The organism is Planktothrix mougeotii LEGE 06226, from assembly GCF_015207485.1.
In the GTDB taxonomy this organism is placed as follows: Bacteria; Cyanobacteriota; Cyanobacteriia; order Cyanobacteriales; family Microcoleaceae; genus Planktothrix.
Genome location: NZ_JADEWU010000116.1, coordinates 1 through 13,554 on the forward strand (window position 1 = coordinate 1; position 13,554 = coordinate 13,554).

Below are 13,554 nucleotides of genomic sequence, written 5' to 3' on the forward strand. Positions count from 1 at the left end.
TGCTTGGCACACCCCCGAACTCGGTGAATACAGTGAAACAAGAAGAGTACATTCAATTGTCTTTGTTTGACTGGGCTAGATACGAGAATCCCACCCTAAGAGCGTAGCGTAGGGGTGGGAGTGTCAATAACCTAAAAACCCCCCATAAAAGCAATCGGTAATAATTGATCTGTTACCTGAATAAATGAATCAATTTTTTGCAGAATATCCTCACTTCTGCGATAATGAATCGGAGACTCTAAACGCCAACTATTATCATCTAATTCATCAGGAATAATAATACGCTGACGCAAAGATTTTTGATCAATTTCTACTTCTTTGGCTTCACCGCGAGAGCGACATCTTCCTGTACCATGAGACATAGAACAACCAATTTCAGTAATTCCATGATTGGCTTTTCCTAAAGTTATAACATCATCAAAGGAAGATGCGATTAAAATAGGAGCATTAACTGGACTATGGGTAACTCCTTTACGCAAAACCATAAAGCCACCATCATGAATCACGGTATCATGGGGAAGAACAATTAAATCTTTATAATCACCCAAAATTTCTCGAATACAATCCCAAATCTCAGCATGATTTTCAAACGCTCGATCTAAGTAATTTTGGTAATCATAATTATAGTTGAATTCCTTCTTTTCTGGAGAGGTCATTCGTGAGCCAACATGAACTAAAATTACTAATTCATTGTTTTGATTAATACAAGCATCAATAAAATGATTTCCTGAACCCAAAATTGTTTTGTTTAATCCTTTTAATTTACGATAAAGATGATTCCATGCTGTGGGTAATAAATCTAAATTAAAATTGACAATAACCCCATGAGACATGGCACAACCAATATCACCAATTGCTTCTCGAAAAGCAAAGCTAGAAAGCCAATCTTTTTTGACAATTGCCATTGTTCCATTCGGGATAATTCCGGCTGGACAAACATCGGGTAATACCACCGCTTCTACAAGAAAATCATTATAAAAACGGGGATTAAACCATTGAAGAATTTGCCAATCTGCTTCTAAGGAATGGTTAATTATTTTTGTGGTTTTCATGGTTTTTGTTGGGGATATTAAAGTTATGAATATCTGTGATTGGTTTGTGTTCCTCCAGATTATTCTATGGAGGTTATCTGATCAAATAGCCTAGAATTATGCAAAACAGTTGTAAAGTTTTGTAAATTAATATTTTTGTAAAAATTAATTTTATCTTAGCAAAATGTTTTTGTAAAATTCGATGGATAGATGTTCCTTATAGGACTGACGCAAAAACCCGGTTTCTGAACATAAGCTCCAGCTTTCACCCCTAAACCCTAACGAGGGACACACGGTTTTTTTACTCCTGGGAGAGCAGTGCATAAGTTCTGCCTTAGTTATAATGGTGTAGAGGGAGGTTTACTCACGGAAAAAATTTTTTCACCAGTTGGTGTATAAATTCTCTGTTTCTTTCGATAAGCAACATAAGCAGAGAATTTTTGCGCTTAATGCGACCTCTGCGAGTTGATAAAGCGATTTTTGAGGAGAAACCATGAGTAACCAAGCTAATAACCACCAAAAACGCCAGTATTTGAAAGAAAAACTCTTATCCTATGGTTTACTAGAGAAGGTTGATCCTTTATTATCCAAAAGAGAGCAAAGGGAGATGGATCTGTATTTACAAAGACTGATATTAGATTATTATTTATGCTATGGAGTTGAGATTTCTGTTTTGTATCATTTAAGCCGAGAAGTAGATTATTGCCAAGATAGTGAAATCAATGGGATAGTTGTAAGTCAGTTCGGAATATCCCTATCTATTTTGTATGAACTTAACAATCAAAATTCTCGGCTAACTCTCGACAAAATTATTGGTTTATTTCCTTCCTTACCTAATATTTGGAAGTATAATCACTGTGGTTATTCTACCGCATTAGAAACAACATCGAAAGCTGTTAATAAAAAACTTTATGGATGGCTTAAACATAGAAAGTATAATGCACGATTGATTCTTGAAATCCAAGAATCTCAATTCCGCAGTCATTTTGTCAATTGGGTGAACAGTATCTTACTTCTTGATATTTACGATGTTTACCGTTCAACTCGTCAACCCTTGAAAGTAATTCAGAGTTTAGATCAGCCGATTATCACCGAAAATCAAGACAGTAGTTTTTCCGATGTTCCTGATAATGATAATAGCCCAGAATTTTTACTGGAAAAGGCTGAAACTTTAGAACAAAGTCTAATTGTACAACGTTTTATTGAAAGAGATGAAAATTTTAGTAAAAAGACAACTCGTGATATTCCTGAATGCAATTTACGCACCTTAGCGTTACTGATTGCCAAGAAAAAAGAAAACTCTCAATCTAATTTTACAGCACTAGCAAGAAAATATGGGATCTCTGACAAAAATCTCCATGCTTTATGGAGAAGACATGGTAAACCCAAGTTAGAAGAAGTACGGGACAATTATCATCAATATCGCTATTTACTGAATCCTTTACCCTTGAGTGAATGGTTGAATGATAAGTTGGATTCTGCTTGGTTAAGTTTTGAATCTTTATTGCAAAATGAAGATGTACCTTTGGTGTATGCAACTCGTAAAGCAGTTAATCATTCACCTGAAATTCGTTGGAAAGAAATCAACTTAGGAATGGCTAATGATGGTCAATCCTTAGCTTTAGTTGTTGGTATTACACCTGATAATGAGCAGGATTTTATCATTACTATTCGAGTTTATCCCATGAAAGAACAATTGCATTTACCCTCTAATCTTGAGTTAATTATTTATGATGAAAATAAAGAAGTATTTTCAGAAGTAAAATCAGGCGATAACGATAATTGGATTCAGCTTAAGCTTTCAGGTCAAGTGAGTGAGACATTTTCCATCGAAATTAGTTTAGGATGTGCTAAATTTAGAGAGGATTTCATCATTTAGCCAATGTTTATTAAAGTTAGGTTAATTCTTGATCGCAGTATTTCAATAACTTAAGGAAAGAAAATACGCCTAACTTTAAAACTATTGTTCTATTTTTAAGGTTAAAAATGTGCTAGTAAAAATAGTGTTTTATGGAGATTTTGAAACTGGTTTTTTGGTAGTAGTAGATATTTTAAAAGATGAGCGTCTTATTCAAGGTATCTGCGGGAAACTCCCCCCAGCACCTGAAATATTAGACATTTTTAAAACATGGCAATGTTTATATCAAAAATTTCAAAATTATCGTTTTGTAAGACTAGAAAAAAAAGAAACACAAACAAACTTTTCTAGTCATGAGATTGACGAATCAGCGAAGCATTTAGAAAAAGAACTTAATAAATGGTTGAAATCTGAATCATTTATTATAGTGAGAGACACTTTATTTTCTAATTTTAATAAATCGAGTGAAATTAGAATAATTATTCAAAGTGATAATATTCATATTAAACAAATACCTTGGTATCTATGGGATATTTTTACTTATTACTCTAACGCGGAAATAGCATTTGCTCCACTTCAATATCAGATAATTTCTGGAAATCAAACATATAATAATAAAAAACATAAAGTATCTATTTTAGCTATTTTAGGATCTGTTGATCATATAAATACAGAAAAAGAACGTCAATTTCTTGAAACATTTACTCCTGATGCAGAAGTTACATTTCTTGTAGAGCATACTCGTCAAACCATCAATCAATCTCTTTTTGAAAAACAATGGGATATTTTATTTTTTGCTGGACATAGTGAAAGTGATCAAGATAAAAATACTGGTACTATCTATATTAATCCTACCGATAAAATTGCCATCTCTAAGTTGAAATATGCTTTACAAAAAGCTATTGAAACAGGATTAAAACTTGCTATTTTTAACTCCTGTGATGGTTTAGGTTTAGCCAATGAATTATCACAATTAAATATTCCTCAAATTATTGTAATGCGTGAACCTGTACCAGATCAAGTAGCACAGGAATTTTTAAACTACTTTTTAACCGCTTATTCTGGGGGTAAATCTTTGTATTTGTCACTCAGAGAAGCTAGAGAAAAATTACAAAGTTTAGAACATATTTATCCCTGTGCTTCTTGGCTACCTGTTCTTTTTCAAAATCCGGCTGTAAATCCTCCTAGTTGGAATGATTTACTAGGTTAGAGTATGATAAAGATTCAGAAAATCGGTAGGTTTCATAATCCGTATTCCTCTAAAATTATCTAACACTAATAAATCTTGATGTCCTGTAATTAAAACTTCAGCCTGAGCGGATAAAGCAGTGGCTATAATCGTCTGAAGTTGTTTCAGTTAGGGTTATTTGCTATAATGGGTATTTAATCTAAAAACTCTCTAATCTATGCCACAATTATCTAGTTCTCAACTCAACTCAATAAAATTAAAATGACTGAACGTGAGGAAAATATAGATATTTCTTTACGCCCTTTAGTTTGGATGGGAGATTCTCGTCAAAATATCCGTGAGTTTCCTGAGACAGTGCGTATATCTATCGGTTATGCGTTACAATTAGTACAAGCGGGGGAAACACCTTTAGAAGCGAAGCCCTTTAAGGGAGTCGGATCTGGAGTCTATGAAATTATTAAACGTTATGATACAGATACTTATCGAGCAGTTTACGCTGTTAAAATTGGGGAAAAAATTTATGTTCTCCACGCTTTTCAAAAGAAATCAAAGAAAGGTATCAAAACGCCCCAGGTTGATGTTGACCTGATTAAACAACGTTATAAAGATGCAGTGGTAAGGGAGAAATCACAATGACACAAGAACAAATTTTTGAAGAAAGTAGTGGTAATGTATTTGCTGACCTTGGTTTGGATGATGCGGATGAACTTTTGACACGGGGAAAAATAGGAATCCAAGTAGTACGTTTGCTCCAAAGACGTAATCTAAAACAGCAGGACATTAGCAAAATTCTCGGTATTACACAAAGGGAAGTATCTGATTTGATGAAGGGGGAATTTCAACAATTCAGTGAAGGTAAACTTCTCAATTTTCTGAAACGACTCGATATAGAAGTTACTTTATATCTTCGTCCAAGAAATCAAGGAAATCAAGATGTAGAAACAGCGATCGCCCTTTGAAAAATACTAATTCCTCTGTCTTTAAGTAACATTAAAAATAAATATTTAGGAAATCGGTGGGCTTCATAATCCGTATTCCTCTAAAATTATTTAACACTAATAAGTCTTGATCTCCCGTAATTAAAACTTCAGCCTGAGCGGATAAAGCAGTTGCTAAAATATGATTATCTTTCGGATCTCTTAATTGGGGTACGTTAATAGAAACATTAGGGCAAAAGTTTAAAACTTCTGTACTTGCATCTAGTAAGTCTTCAACTGTTAAACCGAGAGATTGAATTTTAGATGCAAATTTATTTCGTTTTAAAGTTGTTTCTAATTCGTGAAATAAATCTTGAGAAGCGAATATAGTAATTTGATTAGCTTGTGCTAATTGTATAATTTCACGGGGTACTCCTGACCATAATAAAGCTGATATCCAGACATTAACATCAAGAACAACTCTCATTATTTACCCCACAATTCTTGTCTAACTTCTTTGACTATTTCACTAATTTCTTCTAAACTTGGCTGATTGGGATCTGGTTCGGATTCATCAATCCGTTGAAATAACTCATCTAAGCTTAACTTTTTTGGAGTTTTTGTCAGTTTAATTTCATTTTCTGTAATTGATATTTCATATTCGGTTAAAGGTTGCAGTTGTTGTAAAATTTCTGTGGGAATTTCTAATTTTCCTTCAGAAGTAACTTTAGCAATGAGTTTTGTTGTCATGTTTTTTTCCTGAGTTATTAGTGTGATGATTTGAAGAAAATGAGGATTAGATTGAGCTTAGGTTTGGTGGGCATAGCCCACCCTACAATTATAGCAAAAGGCTCTCATACTTTAGATGTTGTTAAGGAGAATCTTGATTAACCCACAATTCTCCATTTTCGTGATTGAGTTCATTTTGTAAGATTTTATTATAAATTTCGGGTAGGTCACTGGTAATCATGTTATCTTCAATTCCATAGCCTAAACTTGTCCAGGTTCCTGATAATAATTTCAACACTTCATCGAGTCTATCTTCGCGCAATAATTGAGAAATATTGACTCCCCAGAATTTATCATCTAATAACCAACGATAAACCACTGTATCTTGATATTCGGGTTCAAAACTATAGGGAAGCCAAAACCAAAATTGAGCGGGTTTAGGATGGTAGTGTTCGGCTTTTTCATCCCAAGTTGTTTTTAACATTTGATAGCGTCCGGCTGCGGTGCTACATTTGCCTTGATTCGGGCCTGTAACAATCTTAATACACTCATCGGGATGGCGATGCAAATCCGAGACATATTTGCCCCCATATAAAACATAATAGGGGTCAGAGTAACTGGATTCACTGGCGGAAATGGTTCGCATCAAAGCCCGAATATAGGGGTCACCACCGCGCATAACTAATGGTGGCCATTGTGCTTCTACCTGTTGATCCAGTAAGGGTTCAAATTGATATTTTCCTTGACAACTTCTCACTCCAATAAAGGTTAAACTAAACAGCAGCAAAACGCTCCAAAATAGTCGCTTTCGACGACGAAGTTGGTCTTTTCTTCGAGATATTCCCATTAGTTCAATACACTAGCAAAAAGTTGTTCAAAAGGTTTTGGATCAGCCTCTGAATTTGCTACAATTTCAACAATTTTATTTCGAGAATTATCCAAAAATAAGGCTTCTACGCAAACTTGAGCCACTTTAGTTCGGGGAATACTCCCCTCAAATAATGTATCGGCGGACTGCATCACAATGTTGTTATTATTATCCTCATTTTTTAAACCACCTGGACGCACAATCGTATAGGTTAAACCGCTTTTTTGTAGATATTCCTCCGCTTGTTTTTTCCACACTAAAATTAACCAAAATAAATTTAATGGGTGAAAAAATTGGGAAACACATAGAGAAGTCACTAAAACAAAGTGTTCAATTCCCTGAGCTTTGGCGACATCAACTAAATTTTGGGTTCCTTGATAATCGACTTGATAGGGCCCGGTGGGATCAAAACTGGGTCTTGCACCTGTGGCACACAATACAACCGTACAATCACGGATGGCTGTGGCTAAAGTGTCGGGTTTTAAGACATCTCCCGTCACCAGTTCAACCGTTGGCGGTAAAATTTGTTGAGCCGTTTCGATATCCCGAACCAAAGCCTTTACGGGAATTTCCCGCTTGACTAATTCAGCGACAATCCGCCGTCCTGTTTCTCCCGTTGCACCCGCGACAAATGCTTTCATGTGATCAAAGGTTTCTAAGTAGGGGTTAAGTTGTGCAAACAACATCAAAATTTATAAAGTTAAGATAGGCTAGATTGGATTTATTATTGGATTGATGCCCATTTACCAATTGTCTGCACATATCTTCCTGTTTTAACCAAGTTTCCGCTTGGGAAAGGAGTGAGGTTAATCTTCAGATTTCTCAAAATCTAACGCCGCAGAATTCATACAATAACGTTGTCCAGTAGGTTTAGGCCCATCCTCAAAAACATGACCTAAATGGGCATCACAAGCCGCACAAAGAACTTCAGTTCGACGCATGAAGAAACTAACATCACTTTTTAAACTAATATTATCTTCTTTGAGCGGTTGCCAAAAACTCGGCCATCCGGTTCCTGAATCAAATTTTGTCTCAGAACTAAATAACTCTGTGCCACAACAAACGCATTTATAAATACCCTTTTCTTTATTATTATGGTATTTTCCAGTAAATGCGCGTTCCGTGCCTTTTTTGCGAGTTACATGGAACTGTTCATCGGTTAATTGTTGTTTCCATTCAGCATCCGTTTTTTTGATTTTTTCTACCATAAAACCTCTAGGACAAATGGGGTGATTGATACAGGGTTGGGTTTCGCCTCAACCCAACAAACTAGGATTAAAATTAGAATTAGTTACGAGTTAACCATTTTTGTGCATTCAGACGTTGAACAACTCCAAACACTAATAAATCGAGGGTAATCTTTCGTTCATCGACTAAAAATGATTCAATCGTAGAGGGTTTATTCCCATTTAAAGCACAGGTAAATAGCTTTTGAGATTTGATATCTTCATTGGGAAAATAGAGATTAAACTGTCGCTTTCCCGCTTGCCATTTACCAACTACTTGCCAACAATCTTCATTAATTCCTAACCCCGAAGGCAATTTTTCTTTAGCAAATTTCAGGTCTAAATCCTCAACGCCTTGACTATTTAATGCTTTTTGTAAGGCGGGAATATAGTCTTGTTGGATAAACTCTGGAAAGGGTTTATCTTCTAAAGCAGGTGCTTTGGGTTTCTTCTCGGCAGGTTTTTTCGCTTCTGTTTCTGGGGCGGTGGTTTCAGCCTTGGGTTTTGTTTCCTCAGACATAGAGACTTCCTTCTGTTAATGTCAACAACAATTCACTGCAATATTAAAAATATTTTAACGGATCACAGATCACAATGCAGGGGTGGGAAAACCCTACCCCTACATTCTTACTCTATCCCGGATTAAATTTCTGCGACGGCCCGTTCAATTAAACGACGGGCTAAGGTTTGAGTTCCTGTATGGGTATAATAGTTAGTGGTCATGTCCAAAAATGCAGCGACATAATCTAACTTATCATTGGTAATATCAACAAACCCTTGCAGATTTTTAACTACTTTTTCGGGGGTTAAATTATGTTGGGAAACAAAATCTCCCATCCAACCCTTGACCGAATCAAAACTTCCTTGAATAAATTGTAATTTCCCTTCAGAAGTTTTCCCAGGGATGACATCATTAATCCGTTTAAAGCCTTCATTTTGTTCTAATTCTTTTGGGGTTAAGTTTCCAATAGTGGATAACGCCGAACTAATAAAATCTGGCCCTAACGGAATTAAACCATCCAAACAAACTAACGCCGTCATCCGCATTAAAGATTCGCCACTATAATCTCCTAATGCCGCTAAAAAATCCCCAATACTATCACCGGGAATTCCATTAATTAAACAAAATCCTACTAATTCTGCCACTAATTTCAAGGATAAATCAATGGCTTGGGCTTTATTGGCTTTAGGAGTTAAATGATTTAAAAATCCTAAAAAGCTAACATTTTCTCCAATTTTATTGGCTAACGCTGCTGTTCCTAAAGCGGTTCCAGCACTATCAATGGTTTGATATAACCACAATGCTTTTTGATAGCCTTCCTTTTTATCATTATACAACCATAACGCCCGTTCACTGACTTGTTGAATCAGGGCGGGATCATTTTCTCCTGTAACCGTGCGAACGGTATTTTCAAACCCAACTAAATTATTCCATTGACCGGGAATTACAAAGTCTAACCCGCGTAAAACCATGACGGTAACGCCACCTGTGGGTAATTCATCCACTAATTGAGTAATCGTTTTGCTCACAATCCTTCTCCTCAAAAACTATTGTAAAAAACTCAATTTATCGAATTTATCGATATTATTTTAGTCGGGATAATCCACTTAAATCAAATTTTTCAATCCATTCTTCTCGGTCATCGGCATCAAAAGAATCTGAACGAGATTGAACTTTAACTTGATAGCGGTTAGAGACTAAAATAGCAGTGATAGTTGTGCCTTGAGTCACCGCCGGAAAGCCCTCAATGGTTTTGCTACTGCTTTTAAATTTTGTAGCCGCGCTAGGACTATTAGCCAAATCATTAATCGAAAGCATTGCTACATTTTGTCCATTTTCATTCAATTTGGCTTCAGCAAAACCCGTTTTTTCTTGAGTAAAAACCACTTTATACTCATCTTCACTTTTTGGGAAAAATTTATTAAAACTTCCCCCCGAAACGGGTTTCTGTGCAACAGCAGGTTGCACTGGACTACTAACAGATTGATTCCCCTGCGGTGGCGCGGAAGTTGTTCCAGCACAAGCGGATACAAATAACGACATTGCCAAAGTTAAGGCAATTAAAACTTTAGGAAATCGTTTTAAATTCATAGGTTCAGTTAGACAGAAGGTAAAAATAACCCATTATTTCCTCAATCTTGAGGAAAATAACCGCTATTCTCCCTAGTATACGCTTTTTACACAGATCGAGAAGCCAGAAGTTCTATAAGGTTGATTGCATCAAGGATTGAAGATAGTTATACCACCGGACAGCCAGAGAAATTTCAGTAAAGGGAATTTGGACAATTTTAGCAGAATCTTTGAATCTAAATTCTAAGGCAATCGCTTTTCCTTTCTCCGGGGGAATATTGGGGTCAATAGCTTGATTATCCACGAATAATCCTAGAGACGCTACCTGGTTGAGGGAAAAGGTTTGTAAATTAATTGGCCCTTTGCGGGTGGGTTTTCCCCAGGTTAAGTCTGCTTCCTTTAACCCCAAGACTGCATAAATATCATATTTAGCTTTATCAAAATTTGTCGCCCAGGCTTGATAAGCTTCCAGTTTTTGGTATTCATTCCAACCCGACCACGCTAAACCGATAAACACCGCCAGTAGGGGAAGCCACAATAAACCACGTTCCATTGCAATTTTTACTCCGTATAAATTTATTTTCTATGATCCTTTATTTTGAGAACAGTAGATAGAATAGAAACACGATTGTATAACAGGGAACAGCACCCAAGAAACCGGGTTTCTTCCCTTTGTCGGTTGTCCACAAGATTTAGTTTCACCAAACCCGGTTTCTGGAAAGTGTCAACCTCTCATCAACCCCAAGCGTTGAAAAACGATGAAAAAATTTTTCCTCTTCTGCTTATTTTTAATGGGCTTAGGCTGGGCAATTTCTAACTTTTCGGGTCTAGCAAATCAAGGCAGTTATGACAGCATTGTCCTTGACTTTCGAGAATCGTTAGGAGAAGAACAAATTGCCAACCAAGTTCGGTCACTCGCTGAACAATATCAAATTGTTCCCTATCTCAATAGTGAATTTTCCCAGGAAGATCACGTTTATGTTGTTCGCGGGGATGAAAAACTACTGAAATCCTTGAGAAAATCCCTAGGAAAGCAAACGGAATTTATAGAACCCAACTACATTTATCGGGCTGATGAAATTCCAGGGAAAAATGCCCAAGCCGCGATTATTTATCATACAGCCAATACCATTCCTAATGATCCATTATACGGTCAACAATGGAATTTTCGCAGTATTAATATTGAAGGGGCTTGGAGTGAAACCCAAGGAGAAGGAATTACCGTTGCCGTTATTGATACCGGAGTCAGTCGGGTTCCTGATTTAGAACAAACCCAATTTGTGCAAGGCTATGATTTTGTCAACGATAAAATAGAAGCCTTTGATGATAACGGACATGGAACCCATGTTGCTGGAACGATTGCCCAATCTACTAATAATAATTATGGCGTAACTGGAATTGCTTACAGAGCCAAAATTATGCCCTTAAAAGTCTTAAGTGCAGGAGGGGGCGGAACCATTTCTGATATTGCAGAAGCGATTAAATTTGCGGCTGACCATGGCGCTGATGTGATTAATTTAAGTTTAGGGGGAAGTGGCGAAAGTGGGTTAATGCAAGAAGCCATTGATTATGCCTATTCTAAAAGAATTGTCATTGTTGGTGCTGCGGGAAATGCAGGGCAAAATTCCGCCGGATATCCAGCCCGTTATCCCAAAGTTTTGGGTGTTGCTGCTTTAGATGCGGCTGGAAATAAAACTCCCTATTCTAACTTTGGGGCTGGTGTTGATATTGCCGCTCCGGGAGGATTAATTGAAGGAGAAAATGAAGTCGGAGGAATCTTACAAAATACCATTGACCCGACCACGGGTGAAGCTGTATTTGCCGCCTTTCAAGGAACCAGTATGGCAGCACCTCATGTGGCTGGGGTAGCAGCATTAATTAAAGCCAGTGGCGTTATCGAACCCGACCAAGTTGTTAATCTTCTCAAAGAATCTGCCCGAAAAGTTCCAGAAGACCCTTTAAATCATTTTGGGGCGGGTCATTTAGATGCAACTAATGCTGTACAAATGGCATTAAAAGGACAAATTACCTTCCGCGATTTCTTCCGGTGGTTACGCGATAATGGCTATCTGAATCCTCGGTTTTGGGTTGATGGTGGGGCTGTGGCATTATTGCCTAAATTAGCGATGGTTTTAGGTTCCTATTTATTAGCTTGGTTTCTGCGAAATTATTTCCCCTTCCAATGGGGTTGGTCATTAACCGGAGGATTAATTGCGGGAAGTAGTGGTTTATTTTTCCTGCGAGGTTTCTATATCTTTGATTTACCTCAATGGCCGATGCGAATTATGGGCAGTTCTGTACCGGAATTAGGCTCTGCAATTCAAGGAAATGCTGTATTAAATCCCATTTTTGCCAGTGTACTGATTCCCGCCATTTTGATTGTATTATTGCTTGGACATCCCCAATGGAAGTGGATTGCCATTGGACTGACGATTGGAACCGCGAGTTGTTTAGGAATTAATGCGATAGTGTCTCCTGCTGTTTGGGGATTAGGAACAGGCTGGGTTGCTCAACTGTTCCTGATTCTCAACGCTTTGTTATGTTTTGGTTTAGCTCGTTTAGCCATTAAAACTCAAGTGAAAACCGTATGACTATTACAGTAACAGGCACTATTGAACGCAAAGGATTTGGTTTTGGAACCTGGGCATTAGTCAGCGATAACAAAACCTATGAACTACACAATCCTCCTTCAGATTTGCAAAAAGCAGGGTTAAAAGTTACGGTTCAAGGTCAGGTTCGAGATGATGTCATGACCTTAGCAATGATTGGCCCGGTTTTACAAATCGACTCCTTTGAAACTGCTTAATTTCTGATTGATTTTAAGCGTGGGGGTGGGTTGATTCAGGAATTTTGTAAGTCACAAATTCTCTAACATAACCCGCCCCAAAACTTAATTATTTAAAATCTCTTCTGGTTAAACCTGTAGACCGAATTTGAACTTGACAACGTAAAGGAGAGGTTGTGAAATCACACTGATAATAGGCTAATAAATCTCCTTGTAGATTACAGACTCGTAAATTATAACCATAACTTCGAGTCACATTAGCAAATCGATTCACAAATACATATTGTCCTAAATATCGTTCTGCATTCCAATTTTCTCGCTCTACAACTAAGGTTACAGGGGAATCTAAATAAAGATTAGGTGAAAGTTGAATAACGCTATTTTCAATATACCAAGTTTGCAGAACTTTACCTCCATAAAGTTGTTGTGCTAACCAAAGACTGGGAATACTCGGTTCAGTTTGAGATAGAGGAGGAAAGGGTAAAACCGCATCTTCTGAAAAACAGGGTTTAGGCGGTTTATTCAGGTCAGGGGATACAGAATCTTCTTCGGGTAATATTTGCGATCGCACTGGAACAATTAAACTATTAAAAATCAAGATAAAAGCAATAAAAATTTTAGCCGTTTTATTAATTGAATTCATAAATTAAAATAAAATAATATATATAGCAATTCTAAAGGGATTGTACAATCATAATCATCAATATTATTAATCTTAAAAAAAGGACACAAATCCCAGTAGGGGCGAGGCGCGCCTCGCCCCTACGATAAATTGAATTTTAAGACATTTATACAACTGATTTAGACTTGCTATAATAGCAGAAACCTAGCAGAACTCAACAGTTAAACGTTAATTATTTCCCCTCCCCATCTCCCCATG

Annotated in this window: 17 protein-coding genes; 6 read left to right on the forward strand and 11 right to left on the reverse strand. The window is 36.9% G+C overall.

Annotated features, from left to right (window positions below; translation table 11 throughout):
• Positions 1-131: 131 nt before the first annotated feature.
• On the reverse strand, positions 132-1,052 hold the full coding sequence (locus IQ236_RS26110; RefSeq protein ID WP_193871978.1) for an RtcB family protein: 921 nt from the start codon (positions 1,050-1,052) through the stop codon (positions 132-134).
• A 472-nt stretch (positions 1,053-1,524) separates the two neighbouring features.
• Here IQ236_RS26110 and IQ236_RS26115 point away from each other — a divergent pair, with 472 nt between their 5' ends.
• From IQ236_RS26115 to IQ236_RS26130, 4 genes are all read left to right on the forward strand, one after another.
• The gene (locus IQ236_RS26115) at positions 1,525-2,910 is read left to right on the forward strand and encodes a DUF1822 family protein (RefSeq protein ID WP_193871979.1); all 1,386 of its coding nucleotides are present in this window, start codon (positions 1,525-1,527) and stop codon (positions 2,908-2,910) included.
• 109 nt (positions 2,911-3,019) lie between these two features.
• A complete protein-coding gene (locus tag IQ236_RS26120; protein ID WP_193871980.1) occupies positions 3,020-4,099 on the forward strand; it encodes a CHAT domain-containing protein in 1,080 nt (359 codons plus the stop codon).
• A gap of 240 nt (positions 4,100-4,339) precedes the next feature.
• Entirely contained in the window at positions 4,340-4,714 is a 375-nt protein-coding gene (locus tag IQ236_RS26125; protein WP_193871981.1) for a type II toxin-antitoxin system RelE/ParE family toxin, read from the forward strand.
• On the forward strand, positions 4,711-5,037 hold the full coding sequence (locus IQ236_RS26130) for a helix-turn-helix domain-containing protein (RefSeq protein WP_193871982.1): 327 nt from the start codon (positions 4,711-4,713) through the stop codon (positions 5,035-5,037). Before IQ236_RS26125 ends, IQ236_RS26130 begins: the two co-directional genes overlap by 4 nt.
• A gap of 31 nt (positions 5,038-5,068) precedes the next feature.
• On the opposite strand, the gene IQ236_RS26135 is transcribed toward IQ236_RS26130, so the two are convergent.
• The 9 genes from IQ236_RS26135 to IQ236_RS26175 form a co-directional block, all read right to left on the reverse strand.
• Positions 5,069-5,482: a putative toxin-antitoxin system toxin component, PIN family gene (locus IQ236_RS26135; protein WP_193871983.1), complete on the reverse strand. Its 414-nt coding sequence runs from the start codon at positions 5,480-5,482 to the stop codon at positions 5,069-5,071.
• Positions 5,482-5,745 (reverse strand): AbrB/MazE/SpoVT family DNA-binding domain-containing protein, encoded by a 264-nt coding sequence (locus IQ236_RS26140; RefSeq protein WP_193871984.1) that lies wholly within the window; start codon positions 5,743-5,745, stop codon positions 5,482-5,484. Before IQ236_RS26140 ends, IQ236_RS26135 begins: the two co-directional genes overlap by 1 nt.
• Positions 5,746-5,866: 121 nt before the next feature.
• Entirely contained in the window at positions 5,867-6,571 is a 705-nt protein-coding gene (locus tag IQ236_RS26145) for a glycoside hydrolase family 24 protein (RefSeq protein ID WP_193871985.1), read from the reverse strand.
• A complete protein-coding gene (locus tag IQ236_RS26150) occupies positions 6,571-7,233 on the reverse strand; it encodes an NAD(P)H-binding protein (protein ID WP_193871991.1) in 663 nt (220 codons plus the stop codon). The genes IQ236_RS26145 and IQ236_RS26150 overlap by 1 nt, the downstream gene beginning before the upstream one ends.
• A 165-nt stretch (positions 7,234-7,398) precedes the next feature.
• Positions 7,399-7,800 carry a peptide-methionine (R)-S-oxide reductase MsrB gene (gene msrB, locus IQ236_RS26155; protein WP_072719855.1) on the reverse strand — a complete coding sequence of 134 codons (402 nt, stop codon included), beginning with the start codon at positions 7,798-7,800 and terminating at the stop codon, positions 7,399-7,401.
• Between the two features lie 79 nt (positions 7,801-7,879).
• Positions 7,880-8,338, reverse strand: coding sequence for a DUF2996 domain-containing protein (locus tag IQ236_RS26160; RefSeq protein ID WP_072719856.1), 459 nt, complete (start codon positions 8,336-8,338; stop codon positions 7,880-7,882).
• 122 nt (positions 8,339-8,460) lie between these two features.
• The gene (locus IQ236_RS26165) at positions 8,461-9,348 is read right to left on the reverse strand and encodes a hypothetical protein (RefSeq protein WP_193871986.1); all 888 of its coding nucleotides are present in this window, start codon (positions 9,346-9,348) and stop codon (positions 8,461-8,463) included.
• A 55-nt stretch (positions 9,349-9,403) separates the two neighbouring features.
• Positions 9,404-9,910: a hypothetical protein gene (locus tag IQ236_RS26170; protein ID WP_193871987.1), complete on the reverse strand. Its 507-nt coding sequence runs from the start codon at positions 9,908-9,910 to the stop codon at positions 9,404-9,406.
• Between the two features lie 112 nt (positions 9,911-10,022).
• Positions 10,023-10,442: a hypothetical protein gene (locus tag IQ236_RS26175; protein WP_193871988.1), complete on the reverse strand. Its 420-nt coding sequence runs from the start codon at positions 10,440-10,442 to the stop codon at positions 10,023-10,025.
• 205 nt (positions 10,443-10,647) lie between these two features.
• On the opposite strand from IQ236_RS26175, the gene IQ236_RS26180 reads away from it, so the two are divergent.
• Positions 10,648-12,480: a S8 family peptidase gene (locus IQ236_RS26180; protein WP_193871989.1), complete on the forward strand. Its 1,833-nt coding sequence runs from the start codon at positions 10,648-10,650 to the stop codon at positions 12,478-12,480.
• Positions 12,477-12,695, forward strand: coding sequence for a hypothetical protein (locus tag IQ236_RS26185; RefSeq protein WP_190518484.1), 219 nt, complete (start codon positions 12,477-12,479; stop codon positions 12,693-12,695). Before IQ236_RS26180 ends, IQ236_RS26185 begins: the two co-directional genes overlap by 4 nt.
• Positions 12,696-12,783: 88 nt before the next feature.
• Here the strand turns inward: IQ236_RS26185 and IQ236_RS26190 are convergent, their stop codons facing one another.
• A complete protein-coding gene (locus tag IQ236_RS26190) occupies positions 12,784-13,317 on the reverse strand; it encodes a hypothetical protein (RefSeq protein ID WP_193871990.1) in 534 nt (177 codons plus the stop codon).
• Positions 13,318-13,554 lie beyond the last annotated feature (237 nt).

Excerpts from the sequence above, each read along its gene's own strand:
- IQ236_RS26110 (WP_193871978.1), bottom strand. The coding sequence starts at position 1,052 with ATGAAAACCACAAAAATAATTAACCATTCCTTAGAAGCAGATTGGCAA.
- IQ236_RS26115 (WP_193871979.1), top strand. The coding sequence starts at position 1,525 with ATGAGTAACCAAGCTAATAACCACCAAAAACGCCAGTATTTGAAAGAA.
- IQ236_RS26125 (WP_193871981.1), top strand. The coding sequence starts at position 4,340 with ATGACTGAACGTGAGGAAAATATAGATATTTCTTTACGCCCTTTAGTT.
- IQ236_RS26130 (WP_193871982.1), top strand. The coding sequence starts at position 4,711 with ATGACACAAGAACAAATTTTTGAAGAAAGTAGTGGTAATGTATTTGCT.
- IQ236_RS26135 (WP_193871983.1), bottom strand. The coding sequence starts at position 5,482 with ATGAGAGTTGTTCTTGATGTTAATGTCTGGATATCAGCTTTATTATGG.
- IQ236_RS26140 (WP_193871984.1), bottom strand. The coding sequence starts at position 5,745 with ATGACAACAAAACTCATTGCTAAAGTTACTTCTGAAGGAAAATTAGAA.
- IQ236_RS26145 (WP_193871985.1), bottom strand. The coding sequence starts at position 6,571 with ATGGGAATATCTCGAAGAAAAGACCAACTTCGTCGTCGAAAGCGACTA.
- IQ236_RS26150 (WP_193871991.1), bottom strand. The coding sequence starts at position 7,233 with ATGAAAGCATTTGTCGCGGGTGCAACGGGAGAAACAGGACGGCGGATT.
- msrB (WP_072719855.1), bottom strand. The coding sequence starts at position 7,800 with ATGGTAGAAAAAATCAAAAAAACGGATGCTGAATGGAAACAACAATTA.
- IQ236_RS26160 (WP_072719856.1), bottom strand. The coding sequence starts at position 8,338 with ATGTCTGAGGAAACAAAACCCAAGGCTGAAACCACCGCCCCAGAAACA.
- IQ236_RS26170 (WP_193871987.1), bottom strand. The coding sequence starts at position 9,910 with ATGAATTTAAAACGATTTCCTAAAGTTTTAATTGCCTTAACTTTGGCA.
- IQ236_RS26175 (WP_193871988.1), bottom strand. The coding sequence starts at position 10,442 with ATGGAACGTGGTTTATTGTGGCTTCCCCTACTGGCGGTGTTTATCGGT.
- IQ236_RS26180 (WP_193871989.1), top strand. The coding sequence starts at position 10,648 with ATGAAAAAATTTTTCCTCTTCTGCTTATTTTTAATGGGCTTAGGCTGG.
- IQ236_RS26185 (WP_190518484.1), top strand. The coding sequence starts at position 12,477 with ATGACTATTACAGTAACAGGCACTATTGAACGCAAAGGATTTGGTTTT.
- IQ236_RS26190 (WP_193871990.1), bottom strand. The coding sequence starts at position 13,317 with ATGAATTCAATTAATAAAACGGCTAAAATTTTTATTGCTTTTATCTTG.